Origin of the sequence: Deinococcus sp. QL22, from assembly GCF_023370075.1 — a bacterium.
In the GTDB taxonomy this organism is placed as follows: domain Bacteria; phylum Deinococcota; class Deinococci; order Deinococcales; family Deinococcaceae; genus Deinococcus.
This window is the reverse complement of the sequence record NZ_CP097149.1, coordinates 548,047-573,796: the sequence shown is the minus strand read 5'-3', so window position 1 is coordinate 573,796 and position 25,750 is coordinate 548,047. Positions and strand designations below refer to the sequence as shown.

Genomic DNA, 25,750 nt, shown 5'->3' with positions numbered 1-25,750 from the left:
TGACCGAGCGGAGCGAGAAACGAAGAAAGTACGGTGCACTGGGAATGGACTCAGAGAGCCGCTTGCGGAGCGGTTCCGATGCTGTTCTGGAAACGCGCAATGTCAAGTGTGCCGTACTTGGCAGCAAAGAACTCTGGCCCGCTATTCCGGCCAACGGTGAAGGCCTCCATTGCGCCCCCTGCTTGGGGGGAGTAGAACCGTTGCCGTGACCCTCTCTCCTGTGCCTCCTAACTCTGCGCCCGAAACCACCCCCGATACCCAAACGCCGCGCACCATGCGGGCGCTGAGCAAGCAACATGCCCGCGAAGGCATCTGGATGATCGAAACCGATGTGCCGACCCCCGGCCTCAATGACCTGCTGATCCGCATCAAAAAGAGCAGCATTTGCGGCACCGACGTTCACATTTACAAGTGGGACGAGTGGGCACAGCACACCATCCCCGTGCCGATGGTGGTGGGGCACGAATACGTGGGCGTGGTGACGGGCATGGGCAGCGAGGTGCGCGGCTTCACGGTGGGTGACCGGGTCAGTGGTGAGGGCCACGTGACCTGCGGACACTGCCGGAATTGCCGTGCAGGACGCCGCCATCTGTGCCGCAATACGCTGGGCGTGGGCGTGAACCGTCCGGGCAGCTTTGCCGAATATCTGGTGTTGCCTGCCTTCAACGCCTTCAAAATTCCCGACGATATTTCGGATGAAGTGGCGGCAGTATTCGACCCGTTTGGCAACGCCGTGCATACGGCCCTCAGCTTTGATCTGGTGGGCGAAGACGTGCTGATCACGGGCGCGGGGCCGATTGGTGTGATGGCCGCCGCCGTTGCCAAACACGCCGGAGCGCGGCAAGTCGTGGTCACAGACATCAACGACTACCGCCTGGAACTGGCCCTCCAAATGGGCGCGACGCGGGCCGTGAATGTGGCCCGCGAAGACCTCTGGACGGTAGCGACCTCCGAACTGGGTATGACTGAAGGCTTTGACGTGGGCCTGGAAATGAGCGGCAGCAGTCCGGCTTTTGCCCAGATGGTGAGCGTGATGAACAACGGCGGCAAAATCGCGCTGCTGGGTATTCCGGCGGGCCGCGTGGACATCGACTGGAACGCCGTGATCTTTAAGATGCTGACCATCAAGGGCATCTACGGGCGCGAAATGTTCGAGACGTGGTACAAGATGGCCGCCCTGATTCAGTCGGGTCTGGATCTGACGCCTATTCTGACGCACCGCTTCGGCATAGACGACTTCCAGCAAGGCTTCGACGCCATGCTAAGCGGGCAGAGTGGCAAGGTGATTTTGGATTGGTGAGTTGGGATGAACGACATTCGACGCGTAACTGCCCCACGGATAACCGGAGTCTCCAGCTTTGAGCAGGCTCGACAACCGTCGGAGCAGACTCAAAGGGAGTTTCGGCTGGCCTATGTGCAGTCCGCAGAGGATAGGGTCAAATTTCCGATGTAGGAAGTGTAGGGAGATGGCCTAGCAGCAGACGCCATGTGAGTGATGGTGACATGTGCACGCCATCCAGCCAGACCCCCAACACCCCTAGCCCACTTTTTCTGAGTGTGGTCATGTTAACCTATGGGCTAAATGCTGGTGCTGTGGCGCTGGCTCTGAATCCTATTCATCCCGCCCCAGCGCACCTACCAAGAGGCCAAGAGACACTGATATGACCGGACAAACAGACTATTACGAACTGCTGGGCGTGGCCCGCACCGCCGCCCCAGACGAGATCAAGAGTGCCTACCGCAAGCTGGCGCTCAAATTTCATCCGGATCGCAACAAGGAAGCAGGCGCTGCCGAGCAGTTTGCCCGCATCAACGAGGCCTACGCCGTGTTGTCTGACGGCGAAAAGCGGGCCCACTATGACCGCTTCGGCAGTGCGCCCAGCACCGGCATGCCCGGAGGCGACCCCTTCGGCGGCATGGGCGGCGCTGGTTTTGATCCGATGGACATTTTCGAGCAGTTGTTTGGCGGCGCAGTGGGCGGGCGCGGCGGGCGGCGTGGGCCTGCACGCGGCGACGACCTGGAAACCGAAGCGCACGTGACGCTGCTTCAGGCACGGGCGGGCGATGAGATCGAGGTGGCTGTAGACCGGCTGACCACCTGCGAGCACTGTCAGGGCAACCGCAGCGAGCCGGGGGGCAAGCCGCCCAAAACCTGCACCACCTGCAAGGGACAGGGCGCAGTTCGGGCACAGGCTCGCACTATTTTTGGCGTGGTAGACACCCAGCAGCCCTGTCCCACCTGCCGGGGCGAAGGCGTGCTGATCGAAGACCCTTGCACAGTTTGCCGGGGCCGGGGCCGTACACTGAAGGCCGAAACCGTGAAGGTGAAACTGCCACGCGGCATCGACGAGGGCTACCGCATTCGGGTGTCGGGCATGGGGAACGAGGGGCCGGGGGGCAACGGCGACCTCTACGTACACATAGAAATGGAGCGCCACGCCGAGTTGCGCCGCGAGCAGGAACACCTGATCTACACCTCGCGCATCGGGTTTGCCAAGGCCGCGCTGGGTGGATACATTACCGTGCCCACGCTGGACGGCCCCCAGAACGTGGAGGTCAAGGCAGGCACGCAACACGGCGAACTTTACCGCCTGCGTGGGCAAGGGCTGCCGCGCTTGCAGGGTGCGGGCAGCGGCGACCTGATCGTGGAATACGACGTGCAGGTGCCCAAGCCCGCCCAACTGACCCCCGAAGCCCGCGAAGCGCTGCTGGCCTATGCCCGCGCTGTAGGCGACGAAGTGAACGACAAGCCGGAAGGGTTTTTTGACAAGGTAGGGAAGATTTTTAGAGGCGAGTAAATTCCGCCTGGATAACGGTGTTCTGTTGAAGTTGAGCGGGGCGGATGGAAAAGAAGATGGGTTCCAGAATCGAGTTGACCGGCCATGTTGTTGCGGAAGCTGACGCAAAGGCAAGGGACGGAAGCCGGGAGTAGAGGAAGTGGATCGTGGTTGGGGATGTTTTCCCTGTCCACGATCCACGTTCCGTAGGCCGCCCACCCTCATTTCTAGCCCTGTCACGCAGCGACGGACGGCCCCGACCGGCCACTCACGCTATGCTGCCTGCGAAAAGCTCTGCAACTTCCCCGCTCCCACTTTCCCCGTTTTTGGAGGATTTCACCGTGTCTCTGCTCCGATCCACCCACTCTGACCGTATTGCCAGAAGCCACCGTGCGCCGCTCCTCGTCTTTGCAGGCCAGAGCAATCGCCCGCTGGCACAGGCCATCTGCGACAACCTCGGCGTGCCGCTGGGCAACAGCAAAACCGAGAAATTCACCAACGACAACATCATCGTGCATTACGAGGAATCGCTGCGAGAAGGCGACGTGTTCATCATCCAGACCTTCAGCACGCCCGTCAGCGACGCGATTATGGAACTGATGCTGATGATCGACGCCGCCAAAAGCGCCAGCGCAGGCCGCGTGACCGCCGTGATTCCGTATTACAGCTATGCCCGCAGCGACAAGAAAGACAGCCCCCGCATTTCGATTGCAGGCCGTCTGGTGGCCGACTTGCTTCAGGAAGCGGGTGCAGACCGAATCCTGATGATGACGCTGCACTCGCCGCAGGTGCACGGGTTTTTCAAAGTGCCTGTGGATCATCTGTCGGCGGATATCGTGCTGACGCAGCACTTTAAAAGCTGCGTGCCCAACGCACACGAAGGCGTGGTCTTGGCTCCCGACGCAGGCAGCATCAAGCGGGCGTCCCAGATTGCCCGCCGCCTCGATTCCGGCCTCGCCATGATCGACAAAGAGCGCATCAGCGACACCGAAGTCCGGCCCCGCGCCCTGATCGGTGAAGTGGAAGGCAAAACCGTATTCATCGTGGACGACGAGATCAGCACGGCGGGAAGCCTTGTGGAAACGGTGAATATCTGCCGCAATATGGGTGCAAAAGACGTGTACGTGGCCGTAACGCACGGCGTATACACTGGCCCCGCCATAGAGCGAATCGCCGCGCTGGACGTGACACAGGTGGCGAGTACCAACACGGTGCTGGTGCCCGAGAGCAAGATCTTGGCCGCAGGCGGCAAGTTGGCCGTACTGGACGTTGCGCCGCTGTTTGCCAACGCGATTGCCAATATTCACAGCGGGGAGAGCGTGAGTACGCTGTTCGAGTAATTCCGATTGAAAGTGCTGTCGTTTGGCGCTTCAAGCCGACTGGAAGGCCTCAAAGAGCTGCGAAGCAGAGTGGGAACAAATCTGGATTCCGGGAAATGGAGCCGCCAGTGATGGTCTTCCGAGGATGGCCATATTGGACGGAACTCGAATGGGAGGTGGATCGTGGTTTGGGGTTTCCCTTTTCACGATCCACGTACTACATTCCAGCTTCCAAATCGTATTCTCCCTGTGCCAGTGCCCCTCTGACCTTCTCTACCAGCTGCGTTTGCTCCGGCCAGAACAGGGCCGGAACCGTGTTCAACGGATGCCATTCCAGCCGGAAACCGGGTTCCAGCGGCGGCTGGCCCACTTCACCCGTGACGCCGAGGCTGTAGCGGGTGACTTGCCAGCGGGTGCGGGCGTAATTCAGGCGTTCCAGTGTGCCCAGATCGGCCACCACGCGTACGGTGTGCAGGCCTGCTTCCTCGCGCAGTTCCCGCATCAGCGCCTGCCCATGGGTTTCGCCCACTTCTACGCCACCTTTGGGTAGTTGCGGATAGTCGCCGGGTTCGATAACGACGGCCACAAGCCAGCCGGAATCACTGCGCTTCAGCACGACTGCACCCACGCTGGCCCGTTCTGGAATGGCCGGGGGGCGGGTGTAAAAAGTAGCGTCGGGTGGGGAGAGTTTCATAGGGTGGAGTCTCCGGGTGCCTTGTCTAAGGGCCTGGGGTCTGAGGGTCTAGGAAGGGCAATCGCTCCGCTCACTCACCCCCTCCCCAGCCCTCCCCCCTCAAGGGAGAGGGAGCAATCTTCCACACTCACAGCGTTACCAAGCCGTGCGGCGTTTCCAGCAACGCCTCCAACTCCGGCTGGGGCGCTTCGTAGACTTCGACTTCGCCTACAAAGTTCAGGGCGTCCAGCCAGATACGCAGTTGGTCTGGATCAGGCGTGCCCAGACGTAGGGAGGACAGGCGCACCCCCACATCTGGCAGACGCTTAGGCGGGGGCGGCGTGTGCCACACGATCAGGCTGGGCTGTATGCCGCCCCCTAGTAAGCGGCCACTTTCGGGCACGGTCAGCGCCCAACGGTTCTCGCCGCGTGACAATTCCAAAACCTCTGGACTGGGGAGCAAAGTCGGCACGCTCGCCACCCAGTGAATCAGCGCGGGGCTGTCCTCTAACCGCTGCCGCAGTTCGGGGGTGTCCAGCCCAAACCAGCGCGGGCGGGAAGGCGCGGGGGCGTGGGGATTGATGGCGATGACCTCCAAATAGGCGTCCGGCCCCAGAGACAGCAGCGCATTGTGCGTGCCGAACTGAACATGCTCGCCGCCGGGTGCGAGGCTTACTCCCAAACGCCCCTCCAGCCACGCCTGCCCCTCGGCCAGAGTACGGGCGGCGATGACCAGATGGTCTAGCGCGGCGGCCTTCATGTGTTCCGAAGTGAGCAGGGACATAGGGTGAGAGTAGTACAAGCAGAGAGCATAGGGCTGGAATCTTGGGCCAGAATCGTCTATCCCCTCCTGCTCCATCTCTTCAAAGCCCAATCACCCACCACTTCCGACCCTACGCCCCCCTTGGCCTGCTCATGCCTGCCAGGTCGCCCAGCACAATCGCTGCCGCCTTTTCGCCGCTTTCCATTGCGCCCTGAATGCCGCTCATAGAGGTCAGTTCGGAGGCCAGTAGCACGCCGGGGAGCGCCGTGGCATGGCCGGGCAGATGGGCCGCGTATCCGGCAGGCTGGGGATATTGGGCGTGTTCTATTCGCTCTATGTGCAGCGTGCGCAGGGTGCGGGCGTCGGCCTCGCCGTACCAGACGGCCAACTCTGCCCGCACCTGTGCATCCAGTTCCGCGTCGGACAGTTTGGTCACAGAGTCATCAGGACGGCCCAGTACGGTAGCAATCAGCAGGTGTTGACCTTCCGGCGCACGGCCCGGCACGGCCTGACTGATCCAGTGGGCGTTGTTGATCCAGCCTGTTTCGGCATTCAGAAGCAGACGGGGTTGCGGGTCAATGGCGTGCGGCGTGACGTAATGCAGATACACGCTGCTGAGGCTCCCGCGTGCCGTATCTCCGCCCAGGAGCGTCTGGGCCGTGTTCGGATCGGTGGCGACGATCACATGTCGGGCCTCCAGATCGCCCGCCGTCGTGGCGACACTGATCATTTCGGAGTGGGCCGTCAGCCGGGTCACGCGCACGCCCAGAGTCACATCCAAGTCCTGCGCCAGCTGCGCCGGAATCGCGCCCATGCCTCCGCGTGGCACGGCAATTTGGCCGTCCATCAGCATGCGGAAGTAGTAGCGGAACAGCCGGGCCGACGTAGACAGGTCGCGCCGCAGGAATACCCCGCCGAAGAAGGGGCGGAAGAAGCGGTCAAGCGCCGCCTCTGAAAAGCCCTGCCGCCGCAGATAATCCTGCGTAGATTCGTCGGGGCCGTTGAGCAGCGCGTGAACAGGGGGTGTGCGGAGTTGCGCGGCCAGTTTTGCCACCCGCAGTTTGTCGGGGAGTGGCAACACGCGCGTGATCACACTGGACAGCAGGCTGCCGGGGTCGCGGATCGGGTCGCCCAGCACGTCGGCCCGCGCCCCACGCCGTACCACCGCCGCCGGAGGAATCGGCATCAGGTCAAGCGCGTCCAGGTTCAGGTGTCGCCGCACCGCCGGATAAGACGTGAACAACACCTGAAATCCGGCGTCCAGCGTAAAGCCCTCCAGTTGGCGCGAACGCACCCGCCCGCCCACTTCTGCCCCCGCTTCCAGCACCCGCACGCGCCGCCCCGCCCGCGTCAGTACCCGCGCCGCCGTGAGGCCCGCCAAGCCCGCCCCAATCACCAAAACATCTTGCATAGGGGCAGACTAATGCAGAAGCTAGGGGGAACAGGCAATTCAGCGCGGCTGCACACCTTCAAGGCTGTCGAGTTGCTCGCTCAGCACACAGCCATTCAGCAAATGCGCGGCCAGCACGCCCGCCAGCCAGGGCAAACTGTCGGCGGGGAGATGGGCCGGATCGAACCAACCCACTTCCGAGGTCTGCTCCAGTGGCAGGGCTTCTCCGCTCCATTCCCGTGCCACAAACAAGAAATCGCTGCCCTGTGTGCCGCCCACGTCGTAGCGACTGACTCCGGTAAAGGCCAGAGTGCCTGCGCTCACTTGCAACCCCATTTCCTCCCAGACCTCGCGGGTGGCAGCGTCGGCCAGGGCTTCCCCACGTTCCACACGTCCGCCCGGTAATCCCCACAACCCCGCGCCGTAGCCAGTGCCGTCGCGCCGTCCCAGCAGCACGCGCCCCTGAGTGTCCTGCACCATCAGCCAAACCACGAGGTTGAAGGGGGGAGGATGAGTCATGGGAGCATGATGGGGGATGGAGGGCACTGGAGCGTCTAAGGCGAGACGAACAACTTGGATTTGATCGTGTGTGGGCTGGGCTAATGGTCTAGGATCGAAGGGTCTAAGGAAAGGCGGAGGCGTCTTTGCCTGGGCCTTCTTCCTTTGGGTTGTAAAGAAGCCACCCAGCCACGTATCCGCCACAACACCTTAGACCCTCGACCTTTAGGCCCTTAGACGAAAGCCCCCTTCAGACGTTCACGCTCCGTCCAGCCCCCGCCCCGGTATACTCGCCGTCATGCGTTCTTCTGCCGCCCGCCTGCTGATTGCTGCCGCCCTGCCATTGGCGCTGGGCAGCGTTTTGAGCAGTTGCGCCCGCACGGTGGATACCTTCAAGCCCCGCATCGTCATCAGCAGTCCGGACGGCGGCGGAGTCAGTCGCCAGCGCAATTTTACGGTGCAGGGCTACGCGCTCGACGATATAGGGGTGACGCGCCTGAGCGTGGACGGCAAGGCCATTCCCATCCCTGCCAACAGCCGTAAAATCGCCAATTTTCAGTTTAAGACGGTGGTGCAGGGCAGCAAAGGTCAGTTCACGATCAAGGCCACCGACGCGGCGGGCAACGAAAGTACGCTGGTACTGCCGATCAGCGTGGACGCGGTGAATCCGGCTATCAAGGTGGCGCAGTTCGAGCGATCTGGCAACCAGATTCGCGTGTCGGGTGTGGCCACCGACAATACCCGTGTGGTTCAGATTATCGTAGACGGCAACCGCCTGAACATCACGCCCGGCCCCAGAGTCCAGTTTTACGCCGAAACAAGCGGCGTTTACGCCGACGTGCAGGCCATAGATGCGGCGGGCAACAGCACCATCTTCCGCGCCCGTTAGAGCTTTTTTCATCTACATTGGCCCGCTCAATCCGGCCAACAGCACACTTTTGGGGCGGGTCGCCTCTTACCTTAGGCTGTGCCGCCCGCCGCCCGTTTGCCCAAATCCACACTGCCCAAATCCATACTGCCCAAACTTACCCTTGCCGAGCAGCAGCCCCCGCCCGCCGATTTAGGGGAAGTGGCGCGGCGTTTGCGGGAACGCTATTTGCCCACGCTGCCCGCGCCGCGCCGCAGCCCTGAGCCTGTGGATGCCTTGATCGGCACCATCTTGTCGCAGCAGAATACGAGCATTATTGCGCGGCGGCAATTTGCAGCCCTGAAAGCCAGCTATCCGCAGTGGGAAGCGGCATTGGCCGATGGCCCAGACGGGATAGAGGGGGTGTTACGGAGCGCGGGCGGCGGGTTGGCGCGGGTCAAGGCCGATTACATTTATAATGTGCTGTACAGACTGGAAGAAACGCGGGGCACCCTGAGCCTGCAAGACACGCACGACCTGAACGACGCCGAAGCCCGCGCCCTGCTGGAATCGTTGCCGGGGGTGGGCATGAAAACGGCTTCGCTCGTGCTGCTGTTCGATCTGGCGCGGCCTGCCATGCCCGTAGACACCCACATTGGCCGGGTCGCGGCGCGGCTGGAGTGGGTTCCCGCCCGCTGGAACGCCGTCAAAGTGGAGCGCTGGTTCGATGAAGTGCTGCCCCGCGACTGGGCTTCCCGCTACGGCTTTCATGTGTCGTCCATCCGTCATGGGCGCGAAACCTGCCGGGCGCAGCGGCCACTGTGCGGCGAGTGCGTGCTGCAAGACCTCTGCCCATCGGCGGGGGTGTTTTTGGCGGGGAGTCCAAATCCAGATCAAGCGATCCCGAACAGAGCAAAAACGCCTGCTGAATAAAAACAGGCATTGTCCGAATTGATTTTTAGTGCGGTGCAGCTCCGTCCAGATACACCCCCAGCAGCGCCCGCGCCGTGCCCTGTGGATCGGCAGGTGGCGCACCCGTGACCAGCGGATAGGTCAGCGCTAACAGCGCCCGCGTCAGCACCGCTGGGGGCAAGTCGGCTCGGAGTTCGCCGCGTGCCGCAGCCGTTTCTATCAGCGCGGTCAGGCCGCCCATCCACACCCGGCGGTATTCGCCCTCAAATGCGGCACGGCGTTCGGGTGACACATGCCGGAGTTCTCCCGCCAGTTGCAGACCTACGCGCTGGGCTGGGGCACTGGCGACCAGATCACTCACCAAAACTTCCAGTTGTGCCCGAATGCCTTGCTGCTGGCCCGCGTGCGCCACCAGCCGCCCCAACCCTGCCAATGTGCCGTCCAGCATCGCTAAAAACAGAGCTTCCTTGTCGGCGTAGTGGTGGTACAGCGCGGGCTTGGTCACGCCCACCGCCTCGGCCACCTCGCGCATGCTGACGCCGTGATAGCCGCTGGCCACAAACAGCCGCGCCGCCTCGGTCTGAATTCGGGTGCGGGTGGTGTCGGGCAGGGGCGGCGTCGGCGGGTGCGGGGCGGTCACGGCTGCATCATACCGGGGCGGGGCCAAACAGGGCACAGACGCAGGCGGCTGACGCTCTGGCCTGACGCAGCGTTGTGTGGGTTATTTTGTTTGGCTTGTCCCACGTTGGATTCCCCCACCCCCAGCCCCCGCCCCAAAGGGGTCAGGGGAGTGGTCGCTCCGCTGAGGAGGATTCATCTTGTCGCGTTTTGAGTCGGCTCGATCGCTCATCTGAAGCGGAATCGCCAGCCGTCTTTGAACTGGAATTGGCCCACCCGCTGCGCGGATGACGGCCTCACACGGAGTTGAGCGGGAACGTGGTGAGGTGGCGGTGTCGGGGTTTTAGCTCCCTCACCCTTGAGGGGGGAGGGCTGGGGACTCGTAGAGCTGCGAAGCAGAGGGGGTGAGTGAGCGAAGCGATTGCCCTTCCTTAAACCCTCGACCCTGAGACCAAGCCCCCTTAGACGCCTTTCCCACGCACAGAATCAACTACTCCACTTCCGCTGCCCACACGTCTTCCGGCGTTTCGCGCCGACGCATCAGCTTTAGCTCGCCGCCTTCCCACAGCACTTCTGCGGGGCGGGAACGGGTCAGGTAATTGCTGCTCATGCCTGCGCCATACGCTCCGGCCTCACGAATGGCCAGCAGGTCGCCGCGTTTGGGGGAGGGCATGGTTACGTCCCGCGCCAGCAGGTCGCCACTTTCGCAGGCTGGCCCAGCAATGTCCCAAGTGCCACTGTCTTCTCCTTCCCACAGCGCCGACACCGGATGCACCGCGCCGTACAGCATGGGCCGCAGCAGTTCAGTCATGCCCGCGTCTACCAGCACGAAGTTTCGCCCGGTTTGCTTGGTTCCCACCACCCGCGTCAGCAACGTTCCGGCCTGGGCCACCAGGTAACGGCCCGGTTCCACCCACAGTTGTGCTCCAAACACGTCGGCCACCGCCTGCGCTTCCCGCGCAATGCCGGGCAGGTCGGCGTTCAGGCCCCAGCCACCGCCTGCATCCAGCACGGTCAGTGGGCCAGTTTCGGATCTCAGGTCGGCCAGCCGCGCAAAGGCTGCCGTGAAGTCCTGCGCATTGCGAATGGCGCTGCCGATGTGAACATGCAGCCCCAACGCCGTGTGGTCCGCGTTCCGCAAGGCTTGCAGCACTACCGGAGCTTGCGCCAGCGTCACGCCGAATTTGCTCCCCGCCGCACCTGTCGCGAGGTGATCGTGCGTGCTGATTTCCAGCGCGGGATTCACCCGTACCAGTGCCCGCGAGTGGGGTGGCAGCAAATCCACTTCTTCGGCCCGGTCGACAATGAACGTGGCTCCCAGCCTTGCGCCCGCCGCATATTCAGCGTCACTTTTGGCGGGGCCGTTGACCAGCAGGCTCTCGCCGCTCGCCCCCACCCGTTCGGCCCGCGCAATCTCGCCCGCGCTGACGCACTCAAAGCCCACGCCCGCGGCATGCAAGCGCCGCAGGAGGGTCAGGTTGGGGTTGGCTTTCATGGCGTAATACACCCGTGCCGCGCCAAACGCCGAACGCACCCGCAGGAGGGCGGCGTCCAGTTCGGCGGCGGCGTACAGGTATAGCGGCGTACCGTACTGGTCGGCGGCGCGGTGCAGATGATCGGATGGGATGGGCAGGGCAGTAGGGGAGAGGCTCACAGTTCTTTCAGTGTAAACAGGCCAACGACCGTGCATGTGTGGATCGCTGCTGTGCACTGCCACTTGCTCATGAGGATTCCCATGAAAGCGGTGAGGTTAGACTGTTCATCTGAATCAGAGACGTGGAACAGAGTCCGTATGCCCTATGGTCGCCCCTGTGGGGGGCAGGTGGGAACTCGGGGCCACTGTGGCATAGTGGAAATAAGAAAACGATTGCCTACTTAACTGGTTAGGAAACAGACATGCCTAGAGATGTGCTGCCGCAGGAACCCGCTTTGGCCCACGCCACTCACCTGATTGATTTGGCCGGAGAGTTGAGCGAGCGCCATCCTGAGTCCTCATTTCAGTTGGCGCAGTTGGCGTATGTAGAGGCGCGGCGCACGTCTGACGAGGCGGCGCAGTGGGCGGCCCTGGCCCAGCAAATTCCGTTGGCGGTGCTGCTGAGCAAGAACAGGTGGCTGGCCGAGCAGGCCGCAGAAATCGTGCGCTTGGGCCAGGTGTTTGCGCCTCTGCAGGCCTTGCGCCGGATTCACGGCATTCTGGGCATTGCCTTCCTGCGCCTGGGGCTGCTGACGCAATCTGCCGAGCAACACCGTCAGGCGTGTGTGCTGGCCCAACAACTCGGGGCCGCTGAACTGGCCTACGCGCTGTACAATTCCAGCATAAGGTTCAACGAGTTTCACCGTCCAAAACGAGGTTTAGAGTTAGGGCAGGAGATTCTGGCGCTCGACCTGTCGGGCCTACCGCTGGACGTGCAGCAAAAAGTCCGGGCTTACGGCCACCTGAGTTGCGCGGCCAGCTCGGCGCACCTGGCCGAGTACGCCCTGCTGCGGGGGCAAGCGGCAGAGGTTCGCCAGTTTGCCCAGCAGGGGCTGGAGGCGTTGACCCGACTGCTGGATTTGCCCAATATCACCGACAATAAAGCCTTTCAGCAGCGCAGTTTTCATGTGCATCTGCGACTGCTGGAATTGGCCGAGCCAGTGCTGGAGGCCGATCAACTGGAGTCTGCTCAAGTAGAACAAGGTCGGAAAGAACGTGACCCCAGCCGGGAGTCGTTGCTCAGTCGGGCGCGGGCAGACTGGCGGGCATGGACGGAAGCGCAGCAACTGAACTCCAATCCCAGTACCGAGCAGCGTTGGCTGTGTGCTTTGGGGCGCGGGGCAGGCCTACGGGGCGAAAGCACAGGCGTTCATCAGTATTTTGGTCAGGCCCTAATGCTGGCCGAAACCATCCCCTTCGACGATACGCTCTGGATGCGCCTGCACAGCCAATATAGCCGAGCCGCGCAGCAGGTCGGAGACGTGCAGACCGCGCTGATTCAGTTGGAGCTTTTTACTCGGCTGCTGTGTGCCCGCTTGCAACACGGGGCGGGCAAGGCGCTGGAAGAAATGACGGCCCGGTTTCAGGTGGCGCAGGCCCAGCAGACCAGCAAAAGCGCTCGCCTGGAGGCCGAAACCCTGACCCGATTGGTGCAGCAGCGTGAAGAAGCGTTGCAGGGCGAGCAGCTACACACGCTGGAGCGGCTGGCGACGGTGGCCGAATACCGCGATCAGGATTCGCGGGCGCACATCCAGTGGGTCGGCGACGCGGCGGCCTGCGTGGCACAGGAATTGGGAGAGCCGCCAGGCTTCGTGCAGGCGTTGCAAGTCGCCGCCCGTCTGCACGACATCGGCAAAATCGCTTTGCCAGACGCCCTATTGCTCAAACCCGGACGCCTGACACCCGCCGAATTCAAACTGGTTCAGACCCATACTTTTATCGGTGCGGAAATTTTGGAAGGCCCACAGCATCCGTTTCTGCCGTTGGCCGCGGCGGCCGCCCGCACTCACCACGAGCGTTGGGACGGCGGTGGATACCCTGCGGGTCAGCGTGCCGAAGCGATCCCGCTGGCGGGCCGAATCGTAAGCGTGGTGGACGTGTACGACGCATTGCGGGCGGTGCGGCCCTACAAACAGGCCTGGACAGAGGACGCGGCCCTGAAGTACCTGAAAGACGGCTCCGGCACCCAGTTTGATCCCCAGATCGTTGACGCTTTTTTGGCTGCTCACGCCGCTGGACGTTTGCCTCCAAGACAAAGTGCAGGTAGCCCTGTTCAACCCAGTATTTCTGTTCAGCACAGCGCTTAGTACCGAACACTGGGGCAGTCCCAGAACGTGACTGGAGAGGCGTGGCAAGCTTTCCCGGTGCGCTCACGGTTCTCTGCGCCGCACCCTGTTAATCTGCGGGGCGGTATGACGGCAGCGGCAAATTCCACCCCCACCACCCCTTTGACAGACGCTTCTGTGGTGACAGATGCTCCGGTCGTTCAGAATTATCTGGGCCAACACTACCTGGGCGACACGGCGGGCGTTGCTCCGGCGGGCGAGCGTGTGCTGTGCGCCATGTCGGGCGGCGTGGACAGCAGCGTCACGGCGGCCCTGCTCAAAGACGCCGGATATTCGGTGGTGGGCGCGATGATGCGCTTCTGGCCCGACGACAAGCGCGTAGACACTTTCGATACCTGTTGCTCGCCCGACGCGGCCTACGAGGCGCGGCGGGTGGCTGAGCAGGTGGGCGTGCCTTTTTATCTGCTGGACTACCGCGAACAGTTTCAGCGGCACATCGTCGGCCCCTTTTTGGAAGAGTACGCCAAGGGCCGCACGCCCAATCCCTGCGTGAACTGCAACACCAAAGTCAAATTTGACGAACTGGTGAAAAAGGCCAAGATGCTGGGCTGCCGTTACGTGGCGACGGGGCATTACGTGAAACGCGTGGAGCTTGAAGGCGGCGAGGTGCAGTTTCACCGGGGCGACGATCCCCGCAAAGACCAGACCTATTTCCTGTGGGGAACGCCCCGCGACGCCTTGCCGTACATTTTGTTTCCGGTAGGTGAACTGGAAAAACCCCGTGTGCGCGAGATTGCCGAAGAACGCGGCCTGCTGACCGCCCGCAAGCCCGAAAGCCAGAACATCTGCTTTGTACCGGGCAAAGTGCAGGACTTTGTGGCCGAACATTTGCCGCAGGCCAGCGGATTTATCCGCGAAATCAGCAGCGGTGAAGTGGTGGGCGACCACATGGGCACGCAGTTTTACACCCTGGGTCAGAAGAAGGGCATGGGCCTATACCAGTCTCACCGGGTACGCCACATCGTTCACCTTGACCCGGCCACCAATACCGTCTGGGTGGGCGATTACGAGGATTGCCTGTGGACTGACCTGAAGGCCGAAACGCCCAATTACCTGCTGGACTTGGCCGACCTGCCCACCGAACTGGATGTACAGGTACGCTACCGCACCAAGCCAGTGCGGGCCACCGTCATCCGGGCCGATGAAACGGGCTTCGAGTTGCGCTTTGCCGAACCGCAATTTGCGGTCGCGCCCGGCCAAAGCGCCGTGCTGTACGACGGTTCTCGTCTGCTGGGTGGCGGTCTGATTGCCGATCATACGCGGGCGTTGCCTAGTTTGCCTGCTTAAATTGGGTTTTAGGGTTGGGTTCGCAGAGAGAGGCGGTAGTCTTCAACACTGCGCCCATCACATCCGTTTGGATGAACGTAGACCAGTCTGCGCCAGTCGGCCACCGGTTGATCGTCCAGCATGACTTGTGGCTTGGGCAAAAACGCCCGAAAGCAGTCTTGAAGCCCGACCTCTGCAGCACTCCGGCGGGCATACTCAGCGCCGCCCGAACTCCAGCAGTACAGTTCCGCCCCTCCTCAAAGAGTGCCCGTACATGCCGGATAACTGCAGGCATAGGAATCCGAGTCGTGCCGTAATTTCTGACCAATGTCTCATCTACATCGACATAAATAACGATGGCCTGGGCGGCCACCCTAATACCGCCGTCCCGCCGTGACCTTGCCTTCCGGCTCGCGCCCGTTCAGCATGTCCAGCACAAAATCGCGGGTGAGGCGAGCGCCGCGCGGCACGAGGTCTTCGGTGGTACTGGCAATGTGCGGCGTCAGAATCAGGTTGGGCTGCCCCCACAGCGGGTGGTCTTTGGGCAGCGGTTCGGGGTCGGTCACGTCCAGCACCGCGCCGCCCAACTGCCCGGACTGTAGGGCCGCCAGCAGATCACCCGAAACGATCAGGTTGCCGCGTCCCAGATTGTTGATCCATGCCCCCGGTTTCAGGCGGGCCAGTAAGTCGGCGTTCACAATGCCGCGCGTGTCAGGCGTGCTGGGCAGCAGGAGGACTACCCAGTCGGCCCCGGCTAAAGTTGCGTCCCTTTCTTCGGGCGGCGTGCTGCTGCGAATTCCCGTGACCTGTGCGCCAAACGGTTCCAGCATCCCCTCCAAAATTCGCCCGATGTGGCCGTGACCCCAGATGGCCACCTTCAGGCCGTCCAACGTGGTCAGGCCAGAATCGTCGGGCAAGGCGGGCGAGGCCCAGTCGCGGCGGGCCTGAGCGTCTCGGAATCGGTGGAAACCGCGTGCGGCACCCAGCATTCCAGCCACCGCATGCACCGCCACAGCCCGGTCATGCAGGCGGTTGGCGTTGTACAGCTGCACGCCTTCCGGCAAGTGCGACTGCACATGCTCTATGCCCGCCGTGAGGGTCAGCGCCCATGCCAGCCCCGGCGTCGCCAGCAAGCGGGCGCGGGTGTGCGGGCCAGTCATCCACAGCACCACGCCGTCAGCGGGGCCGTCCGGCACGTGTGCGGTGGAATAAAAGTCGAGGTCTACGCCCGGTAAGCCGTGTTCATCGGGCAGGGTGAGGGTACGGAAAGCGGGCAGATCGGGCAAGAGAACGCGCATGGGGCAACCTCGGATGGGAGTGGAGAAGGGAGAGGGTCATTCGGGCAGTGGCAGATTGTCGGGCAAATTCAACCACTCTGGGCGGGTAATTTCCATATGAACGTCGGTGCGCTCTGGGCGTTCGCTGCGCCCTATTTCGCGGAAACCGCACGCCAAAAAAGCACGCTGGGCGCGGCGATTGTGCCCGAAAGTGGTCAGGCGCACCCGCGAAAGCGGAATGCTGCGTTCCTCGAAAGCCCAGCGCAGGAGGGCCGCCACCGCCTCACGCCCGTACCCTTGCCCCCAAAGTGCTTGCACGCCGATCATGACGCCCAACGTGGCGACGGTGGGAATGCTGGGCGGGTGCGGACGCAGGTCGTACAGTTCCGCGCTGCCGATCAGGGTGCCATGTTCATCCAGCACGCCGAAGCCTGCGCGTTCCCCAGTTTTTTCTTCGTCCTGCATCACGCGACGGAACAGCCATTCGGGCATTTTGATGGGTTTGGCATCGTTCCAGTCGGCCAACTCCCGGTCACGAAAAAAGCTGTGCAGGGTGCGCCACTCGCCCGCGCCAAAGTCCAGCAGGGGCCGCAGCGTCACGCGCCTACTGGCGTGCTGCGGCCCTTGCTCTGGTCGGTCTTGCTCTGGCATGATCGGTAGTCTAGCCCCCGTGTGGCCCCTGCAGTTGCTCATTTAGCGGCCCCGGCACCAATGGCCCCAGCGCCCGCACCACGTCACGCGTCAGGCGTGACAGGTGAAAGGCGTCGCCCTCGGCCCGTTCTACCGTGCGCGTGGCCGGATTGACTACCAACAGGGCCAGCGTTTGCCCGCCCGCATGTCGCACATTCACGCCCCCATGTCCCGCCAACGCCGCCTGATCCGCACGGGGCAGCGAGGCCCACGCCAGCGCCGATTCTTCCAGCCCCAGATGCGCGGTGGGCAGGGCGCGGGCGGCCAGTTCTGCCGTCAGCCACACAAGCGCGTCAGGCTGTCCACCGACTATGCCCTGCTCTATGTGCGGGCTGGGTTGGTTGTAGCGAATCGGGAGGCCGTCGCGCCGCAGGAGTTCCCCGCCCGATGCCCGCAAGAGCGCGTGGCCCGCCGCGATGTCCCACTCACTGCGCGGCGACATGGTGAAGGTGGCGTCTGCCTCGCCCGCCGCGATCCGGGCCAGCTTCAGCGCGATGCTGCCGCTGGGTTTCATGCCGGGAAGATTGTGCAGATGCAGTTCGCGCTTGTATTCCGTGCCCGAAATCGCCACGACGAATGGGTCATTTGTGCCGCCGCTGCGGGTGCCGACGCCCATGCGCTCGCCGTTTTTGGTCACGCCCGTGCCTGTTCCTCCCGTGCCTGCCACACCCGCAAACAGTTCACCGCTTGCAGGCGCGAACACCACGCCCAGCATAGGCTCGCCGCCCACCGCGAGGCCGATGCTGACGCTGAAGTCGCTGCTGCCCCTGATGAAATCGTTGGTGCCGTCTATCGGATCAACGATCCACACCCGCTCTCGCCCCAGTCGCTCCCTTTGGTTTTCTGGAGTGTCGGTTTCTTCTTCGCTCAGCAGGCCGTCACCCGGAAAAGCTGCTTTCAGGCCCGCCACGATCAGGGCCGAGGCCTCGCGGTCTGCCGCCGTTACCGTGTCTTCTGCCGAGGTTTTGTGTTCTACGGTAATGCCGCGTGCCAGATGCGAGAGCAGCAGCGCCCCGGCCTCCCGCGCCAGCTTGACGGCGGTGTCTAATTCTTGTTGGAGTTCAGTGGGTGGGGTGGGGAGCATGCGGGCAGGATAGCGGGGGGCGGGTGAGTTGATGCCGCGTGTAAACTCCCAGTCTGCTTCGTAGCCAGTCCCCCTTAAAGGGGAGCGCAAAAGATGTTCTGTCCTCCCCTTGAGGGGGAGCGTTGCGTCAGCAACGGGGAGTTCACCTACAACATCAGACAACAATCTTCAGTCGTCCCCGCTCACCATATCCCCAGTCCCCGCCCCCTTTCCCCCGTCCAGCGGCGTACTTTCCAGCCGCATCAGTGCGGGCGAGAGGAATCCGGCGAGGCTGGCGAGTGTGGCCAACACGCCCGCCACCACGAAGACCCAGCGCACGCCGATGGCCGATCCCAGCGGCCCCACCAGCGCGAGGCCCACGGGCGCGGCGAGGCCCATGACCGTAGACAGCAGCGAGAGGGCGCGGCCCTGCAATTGGTTGGGAATAATGGTTTGCAGGGCGGCGGTCATGGGGGCGTTGCCGTACACGAAGGTCGCGCCGCTGATGACCCACCACACGATCGCCAGCCAAAAGGCGTCGGCGGGGGCGAGGGCCGTAAACGCCACCGTAAGGCACGACAGCGCAAACGCGATCAGCACGGTGGCAATCCGGCGCTTGGGATTCAGGGCCGCCACCAAGAGTCCACCCACGATCATACCGATGCCCGACAGCCCCTCCATCAGGGCCACCTGACCTGCGCCGCCGCCAAAATATTCCTTGACCAACAGGGGCGTGAGGGTAAATGTGGGCATAATCGCGAGTACTACCACTGCCAGCAGCGCGTACAGGCGACGCAAGCCCGGATGATTCCACACGAGCGACACGCCCTCGCGGAATTCCTTCCAGACGCCCAACCGCTGATCTTTGGGGGTGCGAATCTGCGGAATCTTGTAGATCAGCAGGGGCACGATCCCTAGAAGGGCGGTAAATACATCGATGAGCAGTGCGCCCTGAAGCGGCATGACACTGATGGCGAGTGCGCCCAGCGGCGCGGCGGCCACCGTCATGATGCCCATCAGCGACTGGTTGAGGCCCGCTGCACGCGGCAAAAAGTCGCCTGGTACCAGCATAGAACTGCTGGCCGCAGACGCTGGCCCCTGAAACGCCTGCATACTGCTGCGAACAAACATCATGGTGTAGACGTGCCATAGCTCTATGCGCCCGGTGGCAAACAGAAAAATTAGCACCAGCATGCACAGGGCGCTGACGGTATCGGCCACGATCATGATCAGGCGGCGGCTGTAGCGGTCTGCAAAGGTGCCGCCGAGTGGCCCCAGCAGGGCTTGCGGCAGCAGCGCGGCCATGCCTGCCGTCGCTAGGGCCGAGGTGCTGCCGGTGGTATCGGTGATCCACCACAGCAGCACGAATTGGGTCAGGGCCGAGCCGATCATGGAAAGGGCCTGACCGCCAAAAATGGCCCAGAATCGCCGCTGCCAGCCGGGGCCGGGGTCTGGGTGCTGTGCGGCAGGATTCAGCGTGTCCACCGAATCAACTCCTCTTGCACAGCGGTGAGGTAAGCGGCGGGCGCGTGGCTCAGGCACAGGCCGTCGCAGGCCAACCGGATGGCGTGGGCGCGACCCAGTGGCAGGCCATCGGCTTCGGCGGCGGCCATCAGCTCGGCTTCGGTGGCCTTCCACGCGGCCAATACATCCGGTTGCACGGCCAGCGTCTGCATCACCGCGTAAATGGCTTCTTCCTCGGCGCTGGGGTCAAAGCTGACGGCGATGTAGGCCCGTGCCCACGCTCCCGGCTGTTGCCCGTGCGCCGTGATTTCTGCCTCCAGCGCCGCTGCCACCCGCCCCCGAAACTTCTCTAAGAGCCTCAGTGCCAGCGCATTCAGCAATGCCTCACGCGATGGAAAATGATGCAGCAGCCCGCCTTTGCTGACGCCTGCTTCCTTTGCCACGGCGTCCAGCGAAAGGCCTGCCCCAACTTCTTGAAGGACGGTGGCGGCGGCGTCGAGCAGGGTGATGCGGGTTAGTTCGGGGTTGCGTGTCCGGGTCATCTGGAATACCTCTAACCTAAATTAGCATACCGTCTAGACGGTTGGTAAGGAGGGCTTCCGCTCTCGCCTGCCTAGCCTCCGCATTGACCCCCGGCCCCCGCGCCCGCTATGCTCGCAGGCATGATCCGTGCCCGCTTTGTTCGCCAGAACAACGTGAATGACAATCCCCAGTAGGGGACGCCTCGCCGCACGCCGCGCCCCCGTACTCCCCAGCCGGAGTCGGGGGTTTCTTTTAGGGACACAGAGTTTTAGCCCATGCACCCCATTAAGGAGCCGCACCCATGACCACCGAACCCGCCCAATCCACTGCCGCCCCCGCCCGTCTGCCCCGCACCCTCACCCGCAACCTGTCTCAATTTGACGGTCAGACTGTGCGCCTGCAAGGGTTTGTGCATGCCCGCCGCGACCTCGGCGGCGTGCAATTCGTGGTGCTGCGCGACGTGTCGGGCATTACGCAGTGCGTGGGCAGCGGCCTGAGCCTGCCTCTGCCCGAAAGTTCGGTGGAGGTGGTGGGCAAGGTGAAGGCGCACCCTAAAGCCCCTGGCGGGTTCGAGGTGCAGGTGGAAACGTTTACGGTGATCACGGCTGCCGTAGAGGCCTCGCCGCTGGAAATTCCCAAGATGGAATGGAACGTGAACCCCGAAACGATGCTGGATTACCGCTACGTCTCGGTGCGTGGGCTGCGCGAGCGGGCCGCGCTGAAGGTGCAGGCGGAATTGGTCTTTGCCTTCCACAGCCACCTGCGCGAACAGGGCTTTACTGAGATCAGCACGCCCAAAATCGTGTCGGCGGGAGCAGAAGGCGGCGCGAACCTGTTTAAGCTGGACTACTTTGGCGAGCAGGCATATCTGGCCCAGAGCCCGCAGCTTTACAAGCAGATCATGGTGGGCGTCTTCGAACGCGTGTATGAGGTGGCCCCCGTGTACCGCGCCGAAGAACATGCCACCAGTCGCCATCTCAACGAGTACCTCAGTCTCGACGTCGAAATGGGATTCATCGACTCTGAAGAAGACGTAATGAACCTGGAAAACGGCGTACTGGCCGCCATGATGGAGCGCCTGAAGGTCACCTGTGCCGCCGAATTCGCGCTGCTGGGAGCCACCATTCCCGAAGTACCCGTCCACATTCCGCGCATTCCCCTGATGGAAGCCCGCGCCCTCGTCACCGAAAAGTACGGCCATGCTGTCGGCGGCAAAGACCTCGACCCCGAAGCCGAGCGCCTGCTGTGCCAGCATTACGCCGAAACGGAAGGCAGCGATTTTGTGTTCGTGACCAAGTATCCCCGCGCCGCCCGGCCCTTTTACGCGCACGCCGAGATCAACGCCGATGGCAGCCTCAGCCCTGACATCACACGCGGTTTCGACTTGCTGTTCCGGGGAATAGAAATCACGTCGGGCGGGCAGCGTATTCACGATCACGCCATGCTGATGGACTCTATTCGCGCCTACAAAATGAACCCCGATGCCATGACCGGCTACTCGGAAGTGTTCAAGTTCGGCATGCCCCCACACGGCGGCTTTGCCATCGGAGCCGAGCGCCTGACCGCCAAACTGCTGGGCATCAGTAACGTGCGCTATGCCCGCGCCTTCCCCCGCGACCGCAACCGCCTGACGCCCTAAGCGCAGACCACCAAAAATTGCCGGGCCATCTGCTTGCAAGTTTAAATTAAATGAGCCTAAAAGTATTCAAACGATTCTAGGCCAGTGGATTTTTAAGTATCATCTCTTCTAATAGGTTGCACTTACCATTCTGCGTTTCCGCGACACCATCGGGAATAGAGCGTTTCCGGTGCAACCTGCTTTCTTCGGCATTGCTTTCGCTCGGTCAATCTATAGATTAACTTCGGCCTACTTAAATCATCGTGAAGGAACCGATCAAGTCAAGGTTGAGAAGGTCAGACAATCTGTGTGTTCAGAAGGACAGAGGTGAAGAAAAGGTCTGTCCTTCTGTGCGTTCACGCCTGAGGTAACTGTGGAGCTTTGAACATGCAATTCTAGCTGCGAGAATTGCATACTAAACAGGTGCGTTTCTATACAGTCAATGGCGTTGTATGAGTGTAATCTGAATTCTGGATGACCAATCGCCGTGAGCGTCGTCAGCAACTGCGCCTGACTGCCTTGCCGGAGCAGGTGGCAGAAAACGGCACGTCTTGGTCACAACAGCTGAGGCGGCGGGTGTATTTGGCGGCCCTGGCCTTCGGTATTCCTGTGCTGCTCATGGTGTGGGTCTTACAACTCGGCCACCCCAGTCCAGATCAGTACATCCTGTATGCCCATCCCCCGCTGCTGATCATGTGCATTTGGGCGGCTGGCTGGGTACTACGCGGAAGGCCGCTGCGGGTGGCCGAACAGGTTGTATTCACCTTCAATGTCGTAGCAGTGCTGGCGCAGTCGCTGATGACGGTGCTGACCCCCGGCGCGTCGGTTCTGGATCTGTCCAGCAGTACATATTGGATGTTGGTGGCCCTCTCCATTCTGGCCTTTTTGATTTTTGATACACGCCGCGGCGCACTGTTGACTGCCGTGAGCTATCTGCTGTGCGTGGCGTTTCCCTGGGCCGCTTTGGTGTCCCGTGGAGAAGGCAGCCTGAGTGCCAACACCAGTCTGCTGCGCGTTCAACTCACCTGCGGCGCAATTCTGATGCTCTTGAGCGGGTTGGCATGGTATCGGGCACAGTTTTTGCAGGAACGCAGCGAGCGCCTGACTCTGTACCATCTGGCCCATACCGACCCCCTGACCGGGCTGCCCAACCGCCGCGCCCTCTATCCTGCCGTAGAAACCTTGCTGGTGGCTACCTCACAGGGCATGGCAGGCAGCGTGATTTTGCTGGATCTCGATCACTTCAAGAGGATTAACGACACTTACGGCCACAACGTCGGAGACGACGTGCTGATGTACACCGCCGCCCTGCTGCGTTCGGCTCTGCGCGACTCCGACACCGTGGGCCGCTGGGGGGGCGAAGAGTTTCTGGTCACCCTGCCCGATACTGACAGGGTAGGAGCCACCCGAGTGGCCGAACGGGTGCGCTGCCTGATGCAGAACACGCTCCAGCCGCCCGCCGGACAGGTGACCGCCAGCCTGGGCGTGGCAACTTGCGAACCCGGCGACGATCTGCGGGTGCTGACGGCGCGGGCCGACGCCGCCATGTACGAGGCCAAGCAGAAGGGCCGCAACCGCGTCGTGGTGGCGCAGCGCTCTGCTCTTGCCGAACCCGGAACGCTCTCGCCGCCCACACTGACCTTGTGGGGCGAAGAAGTCGGCTGAATGTTGTGGATGCCTGAATGCTGTGAATACCTGAGTGGTGCGGATGAATAGCGACTGGGCCGCCCTTCTAGATCTGCTCCTGATGCCACTTTCTGCCGATGAAGGCTGGGCAGTGCGCCGGGCCTTTGTGCACGCGCTCGAAACCCTGCTGGATGACATTGGCTCTGCGCCCTTTTCCCCCGAACAACTGCGCTGGGCGCGGGCCGACGCGCTGATGGAGGCTCTGACTGCCCCTGCCGAAACTGATGGTATTCCGGCGTGGTGGCTGGTCATGCAGGTGGACTGGAAGGCGGCGAATGAGGTGCAGTGGCAGGCCCAGTTGATGTGCAAAATACACGGCCTCCCTGATATTTTTGTCTGGAACCCCAGCCCCGGCGACGGCGTACCGGAAGCGTTGGCCGCCTGGCTGGAGCCGCAGGGCTTTCGCTACTGCCCCTGGCTGCGTGACGAGGACGCTTACGCTGGATTTGTCGTGCCGCATGCGCTGGCAGAGGCTTTTGAGTTGGCGGCTCAGCGGGCCCGGCTGGATGGGTGAAGGGGAGGCTTAGGCCTCTGGGCTGGAGAACGGAAAAATCGAGTTTTCTCGTCTTCCCCCAAGTTTCGCCCCAGCCACCAGCCCCCTCTGCTCCGCAGCTTTGCAAGTCCCCCACCGGGTAAGGGGAGCAGCGCTGCGCTAGGCAGGATTGCTCTTGTCGCATCCAGACCTGGCCGAATTGTTCATTTCAAGCGGAAGTGCCAGTCGTCTTGAACATGGAATTGGCCCGCGCGTTGCACGCACCTTGGGGCCTCACACGGACAGGGGCCGGAGCGATATGGGGTGGCGGTGAGTGAGGGCCAGCGATTGCCCTTCGCCCTTCCTTAGACTCTCAGACCCTAGACCCTTAGCCTTCCCGCACTCCAGCCGCCCCAGCCCGCGCCAAATGCTCTAGCATCTGCGCCATGCTTCCCGCCCAAGAGCAGTTTGCACAGTTTTCGGTTGACGGCCAGCGCCTCTACGGACTGCTTCATATCCCTAATGAACACAGTCCCAGTGAATCCAGTGGCGATAGGCCCGCGCAGGGGTGGCCTTCGGTGGTACTGGTTCACGGCTTCACGGGCAATCAGGGCGGCGATCACCGCTTGCTGCCTGTGCTGGCGCGGCATCTGGCGGCGCGGGGTGTGGCCTGCCTGCATTTCGATTGCCGGGGCAGCGGCATTTCTCAGGGCGACTTTTCCGAAATGACCGTGACCCGCGAGGTACAGGACACGGAGGCGGCTTTCGATTACATGCGTCACCAGCCCGGCCTCGACCCCGAACGCGTGATGTTGCTGGGCTTCAGCATGGGCGGCATCGTGGTGTCTTTGGCTGCGTCACAAGTAAAACCGCACCGTTTGGCGCTGTGGGCACCCGCCCTGCCGGAACTCTGGTTGCCCATGCTGCGCGGCGGATTCGTGCCGCCTGTGGTCAGCGATCATGGGGGCTGGCCCGTCAGCCGGGAATTTTTGCTGGAAGTCACGCGCCTGAAGCCGTTGGAGGCAGCCAATGCGTGGGCCACCAACAGGGGCGGCGGCGTGGCCCGCGTCTTTCACGGCGACGCCGACCAGACCTGCCCGCCCGAATTTGGCGTGCGCTATGCCCAGGCTCTCGGCTGCGACGCGGTGGCGATTCCCGGCGGCACACATACCTTCGAGAGCTTCAGCAGCACGGAAATGCTATACACGGAAACAGTGCGGTTTTTGACGGGTGGGTAAGAGAGAAGTCTAAGGGCCTAGTGTCAAAGGATCTAAGAAAAAGGGCACTGCCCCCTATGGACGCACGGCCAGCCAAATCGTGTGTTTCGCGCCTTTGCCGGGGCGTTCGCGGGCTATTCGGGTTTCCACGCTGTAGCCCGCTTTGATCAGGCGGGCGGTGAATTTGGGGTCTGGGTCTACCGACCAGATCGCCAGCACGCCGCCGGGGGTCAGGGCCGCCGCGATTGCTTTTAGTCCCTTGTGGCTGTACAACCAGTCGTTTTCCTTGTGGGTCATTCCGTCCGGGCCGTTATCTACGTCCAGAAGCACGGCGTCCCACACGGCACGGCTGCCCCGGAGCAGTTCGGCCACATCGCCCACATGCACGCGGGTTCGGGGATTGTCCAGCGGGTGGCCCGCGCACTCGCCCAGCGGCCCCCGGTTCCAGTCCACCACCTGCGGCACCAGTTCAGCCACCGTGACCTCTGCATCTGGCCCGGTAGACCGCAGGGCCGCCGCCAGTGTAAAGCCCATGCCGAGGCCGCCCACCAGCACGCGCACGCCCGCCCGCCCCGCCACGATTGGGCAAGCATATTCGGCCAGCGCGTCTTCGGAACCGTGCATGCGGCTGTTCATCAGTTCGCTGACATAGCCGCTGATCCGGATCGTAAATTCGTCGTCCCGCTGATACAGGATCAGGTCTTCGGGACTGCCCGGAATCGGGGCGCGGCTGAGGACGGTGTAACCACTCACGCGGCCAAGTGTAGCCGGGGAAGGTCTCAGGGTAGAAGGGTCAAGGGTCTAAGGGGCTGGGGCAGTGAGGGCTTGGGTGGGCAGAGCAGTAGAAAGTAGGCGTCTG

The 25,750-nt window shown here is 62.6% G+C and carries 23 protein-coding genes; 11 read left to right on the top strand and 12 right to left on the bottom strand.

The window, feature by feature from the left end; all coding sequences use genetic code 11:
* Nucleotides 1-274 precede the first annotated feature (274 nt).
* The 3 genes from tdh to M1R55_RS02735 all read left to right on the top strand — a co-directional run bounded on the left by tdh (nt 275) and on the right by M1R55_RS02735 (nt 4,117).
* Nucleotides 275-1,300: an L-threonine 3-dehydrogenase gene (gene tdh / locus M1R55_RS02745; protein ID WP_249394106.1), complete on the top strand. Its 1,026-nt coding sequence runs from the start codon at nt 275-277 to the stop codon at nt 1,298-1,300.
* 361 nt (nt 1,301-1,661) lie between these two features.
* Nucleotides 1,662-2,798 (top strand): molecular chaperone DnaJ, encoded by a 1,137-nt coding sequence (dnaJ, locus tag M1R55_RS02740; RefSeq protein ID WP_249393225.1) that lies wholly within the window; start codon nt 1,662-1,664, stop codon nt 2,796-2,798.
* A 320-nt stretch (nt 2,799-3,118) separates the two neighbouring features.
* On the top strand, nt 3,119-4,117 hold the full coding sequence (locus tag M1R55_RS02735) for a ribose-phosphate pyrophosphokinase (protein ID WP_249393224.1): 999 nt from the start codon (nt 3,119-3,121) through the stop codon (nt 4,115-4,117).
* A 196-nt stretch (nt 4,118-4,313) separates the two neighbouring features.
* On the opposite strand, the gene M1R55_RS02730 is transcribed toward M1R55_RS02735, so the two are convergent.
* The 4 genes from M1R55_RS02730 to M1R55_RS02715 form a co-directional block, all read right to left on the bottom strand.
* Complete coding sequence (locus tag M1R55_RS02730) at nt 4,314-4,790, bottom strand: NUDIX domain-containing protein (protein WP_249393223.1); 477 nt, start codon at nt 4,788-4,790, stop codon at nt 4,314-4,316.
* A gap of 127 nt (nt 4,791-4,917) precedes the next feature.
* On the bottom strand, nt 4,918-5,553 hold the full coding sequence (locus M1R55_RS02725; protein WP_249393222.1) for a VOC family protein: 636 nt from the start codon (nt 5,551-5,553) through the stop codon (nt 4,918-4,920).
* Nucleotides 5,554-5,662: 109 nt separating this feature from the next.
* Nucleotides 5,663-6,943 carry an NAD(P)/FAD-dependent oxidoreductase gene (locus M1R55_RS02720; RefSeq protein WP_249393221.1) on the bottom strand — a complete coding sequence of 427 codons (1,281 nt, stop codon included), beginning with the start codon at nt 6,941-6,943 and terminating at the stop codon, nt 5,663-5,665.
* A 39-nt stretch (nt 6,944-6,982) separates the two neighbouring features.
* Nucleotides 6,983-7,441, bottom strand: a complete 459-nt coding sequence (locus tag M1R55_RS02715; protein WP_249393220.1) for an NUDIX domain-containing protein — start codon at nt 7,439-7,441, stop codon at nt 6,983-6,985.
* Between the two features lie 277 nt (nt 7,442-7,718).
* Between M1R55_RS02715 and M1R55_RS02710 the strand changes: the two genes are divergently transcribed.
* Both M1R55_RS02710 and nth read left to right on the top strand, forming a co-directional pair.
* Nucleotides 7,719-8,309, top strand: coding sequence for a hypothetical protein (locus M1R55_RS02710; protein WP_249393219.1), 591 nt, complete (start codon nt 7,719-7,721; stop codon nt 8,307-8,309).
* 78 nt (nt 8,310-8,387) lie between these two features.
* Nucleotides 8,388-9,200: an endonuclease III gene (gene nth, locus M1R55_RS02705; RefSeq protein ID WP_249393218.1), complete on the top strand. Its 813-nt coding sequence runs from the start codon at nt 8,388-8,390 to the stop codon at nt 9,198-9,200.
* Between the two features lie 25 nt (nt 9,201-9,225).
* Here the strand turns inward: nth and M1R55_RS02700 are convergent, their stop codons facing one another.
* Together M1R55_RS02700 and lysA are read right to left on the bottom strand one after the other, a co-directional pair.
* Nucleotides 9,226-9,819 (bottom strand): TetR/AcrR family transcriptional regulator, encoded by a 594-nt coding sequence (locus tag M1R55_RS02700; RefSeq protein WP_249393217.1) that lies wholly within the window; start codon nt 9,817-9,819, stop codon nt 9,226-9,228.
* Nucleotides 9,820-10,287: 468 nt separating this feature from the next.
* Entirely contained in the window at nt 10,288-11,430 is a 1,143-nt protein-coding gene (lysA, locus tag M1R55_RS02695; protein WP_371827174.1) for a diaminopimelate decarboxylase, read from the bottom strand.
* A 263-nt stretch (nt 11,431-11,693) separates the two neighbouring features.
* Here lysA and M1R55_RS02690 point away from each other — a divergent pair, with 263 nt between their 5' ends.
* Both M1R55_RS02690 and mnmA read left to right on the top strand, forming a co-directional pair.
* The gene (locus M1R55_RS02690; RefSeq protein ID WP_249393215.1) at nt 11,694-13,577 is read left to right on the top strand and encodes an HD-GYP domain-containing protein; all 1,884 of its coding nucleotides are present in this window, start codon (nt 11,694-11,696) and stop codon (nt 13,575-13,577) included.
* A 255-nt stretch (nt 13,578-13,832) separates the two neighbouring features.
* A complete protein-coding gene (gene mnmA, locus M1R55_RS02685; RefSeq protein WP_249394105.1) occupies nt 13,833-14,903 on the top strand; it encodes a tRNA 2-thiouridine(34) synthase MnmA in 1,071 nt (356 codons plus the stop codon).
* Nucleotides 14,904-15,256: 353 nt separating this feature from the next.
* Here mnmA and M1R55_RS02680 read toward each other — a convergent pair whose 3' ends face one another.
* From M1R55_RS02680 to M1R55_RS02660, 5 genes are all read right to left on the bottom strand, one after another.
* The gene (locus tag M1R55_RS02680; RefSeq protein WP_249393214.1) at nt 15,257-16,180 is read right to left on the bottom strand and encodes a D-isomer specific 2-hydroxyacid dehydrogenase family protein; all 924 of its coding nucleotides are present in this window, start codon (nt 16,178-16,180) and stop codon (nt 15,257-15,259) included.
* A 36-nt stretch (nt 16,181-16,216) separates the two neighbouring features.
* Nucleotides 16,217-16,810 carry a GNAT family N-acetyltransferase gene (locus tag M1R55_RS02675; RefSeq protein WP_249393213.1) on the bottom strand — a complete coding sequence of 198 codons (594 nt, stop codon included), beginning with the start codon at nt 16,808-16,810 and terminating at the stop codon, nt 16,217-16,219.
* A 10-nt stretch (nt 16,811-16,820) separates the two neighbouring features.
* Nucleotides 16,821-17,933 carry a 3'(2'),5'-bisphosphate nucleotidase CysQ gene (locus M1R55_RS02670; RefSeq protein WP_249393212.1) on the bottom strand — a complete coding sequence of 371 codons (1,113 nt, stop codon included), beginning with the start codon at nt 17,931-17,933 and terminating at the stop codon, nt 16,821-16,823.
* A gap of 168 nt (nt 17,934-18,101) precedes the next feature.
* A complete protein-coding gene (locus tag M1R55_RS02665) occupies nt 18,102-19,397 on the bottom strand; it encodes an MFS transporter (RefSeq protein WP_249393211.1) in 1,296 nt (431 codons plus the stop codon).
* Entirely contained in the window at nt 19,385-19,918 is a 534-nt protein-coding gene (locus tag M1R55_RS02660) for a TetR/AcrR family transcriptional regulator (RefSeq protein WP_249393210.1), read from the bottom strand. Before M1R55_RS02660 ends, M1R55_RS02665 begins: the two co-directional genes overlap by 13 nt.
* A 281-nt stretch (nt 19,919-20,199) precedes the next feature.
* On the opposite strand from M1R55_RS02660, the gene aspS reads away from it, so the two are divergent.
* The 4 genes from aspS (at nt 20,200) to M1R55_RS02640 (ending at nt 24,912) form a co-directional block, all read left to right on the top strand.
* A complete protein-coding gene (aspS, locus tag M1R55_RS02655; protein ID WP_249393209.1) occupies nt 20,200-21,537 on the top strand; it encodes an aspartate--tRNA(Asn) ligase in 1,338 nt (445 codons plus the stop codon).
* Between the two features lie 453 nt (nt 21,538-21,990).
* Nucleotides 21,991-23,181, top strand: a complete 1,191-nt coding sequence (locus M1R55_RS02650) for a sensor domain-containing diguanylate cyclase (RefSeq protein WP_249393208.1) — start codon at nt 21,991-21,993, stop codon at nt 23,179-23,181.
* A gap of 43 nt (nt 23,182-23,224) precedes the next feature.
* Complete coding sequence (locus tag M1R55_RS02645; protein WP_249393207.1) at nt 23,225-23,716, top strand: hypothetical protein; 492 nt, start codon at nt 23,225-23,227, stop codon at nt 23,714-23,716.
* A 404-nt stretch (nt 23,717-24,120) separates the two neighbouring features.
* Nucleotides 24,121-24,912: a S9 family peptidase gene (locus M1R55_RS02640; RefSeq protein WP_249393206.1), complete on the top strand. Its 792-nt coding sequence runs from the start codon at nt 24,121-24,123 to the stop codon at nt 24,910-24,912.
* Nucleotides 24,913-24,966: 54 nt separating this feature from the next.
* On the opposite strand, the gene M1R55_RS02635 is transcribed toward M1R55_RS02640, so the two are convergent.
* Nucleotides 24,967-25,644, bottom strand: a complete 678-nt coding sequence (locus M1R55_RS02635; RefSeq protein ID WP_249393205.1) for a spermidine synthase — start codon at nt 25,642-25,644, stop codon at nt 24,967-24,969.
* Nucleotides 25,645-25,750: the final 106 nt, after the last annotated feature.

Bases quoted from the DNA above. Each gene is read 5' to 3' on its own strand.
- M1R55_RS02640 (WP_249393206.1), top strand. From the start codon at position 24,121: ATGCTTCCCGCCCAAGAGCAGTTTGCACAGTTTTCGGTTGACGGCCAG.
- M1R55_RS02650 (WP_249393208.1), top strand. From the start codon at position 21,991: ATGACCAATCGCCGTGAGCGTCGTCAGCAACTGCGCCTGACTGCCTTG.
- M1R55_RS02675 (WP_249393213.1), bottom strand. From the start codon at position 16,810: ATGCCAGAGCAAGACCGACCAGAGCAAGGGCCGCAGCACGCCAGTAGG.
- M1R55_RS02730 (WP_249393223.1), bottom strand. From the start codon at position 4,790: ATGAAACTCTCCCCACCCGACGCTACTTTTTACACCCGCCCCCCGGCC.
- M1R55_RS02715 (WP_249393220.1), bottom strand. From the start codon at position 7,441: ATGACTCATCCTCCCCCCTTCAACCTCGTGGTTTGGCTGATGGTGCAG.
- M1R55_RS02680 (WP_249393214.1), bottom strand. From the start codon at position 16,180: ATGCGCGTTCTCTTGCCCGATCTGCCCGCTTTCCGTACCCTCACCCTG.
- dnaJ (WP_249393225.1), top strand. From the start codon at position 1,662: ATGACCGGACAAACAGACTATTACGAACTGCTGGGCGTGGCCCGCACC.
- M1R55_RS02660 (WP_249393210.1), bottom strand. From the start codon at position 19,918: ATGACCCGGACACGCAACCCCGAACTAACCCGCATCACCCTGCTCGAC.
- M1R55_RS02710 (WP_249393219.1), top strand. From the start codon at position 7,719: ATGCGTTCTTCTGCCGCCCGCCTGCTGATTGCTGCCGCCCTGCCATTG.
- M1R55_RS02670 (WP_249393212.1), bottom strand. From the start codon at position 17,933: ATGCTCCCCACCCCACCCACTGAACTCCAACAAGAATTAGACACCGCC.
- tdh (WP_249394106.1), top strand. From the start codon at position 275: ATGCGGGCGCTGAGCAAGCAACATGCCCGCGAAGGCATCTGGATGATC.
- M1R55_RS02720 (WP_249393221.1), bottom strand. From the start codon at position 6,943: ATGCAAGATGTTTTGGTGATTGGGGCGGGCTTGGCGGGCCTCACGGCG.
- M1R55_RS02645 (WP_249393207.1), top strand. From the start codon at position 23,225: ATGAATAGCGACTGGGCCGCCCTTCTAGATCTGCTCCTGATGCCACTT.
- M1R55_RS02725 (WP_249393222.1), bottom strand. From the start codon at position 5,553: ATGTCCCTGCTCACTTCGGAACACATGAAGGCCGCCGCGCTAGACCAT.
- aspS (WP_249393209.1), top strand. From the start codon at position 20,200: ATGACCACCGAACCCGCCCAATCCACTGCCGCCCCCGCCCGTCTGCCC.
- mnmA (WP_249394105.1), top strand. From the start codon at position 13,833: ATGTCGGGCGGCGTGGACAGCAGCGTCACGGCGGCCCTGCTCAAAGAC.
- M1R55_RS02690 (WP_249393215.1), top strand. From the start codon at position 11,694: ATGCCTAGAGATGTGCTGCCGCAGGAACCCGCTTTGGCCCACGCCACT.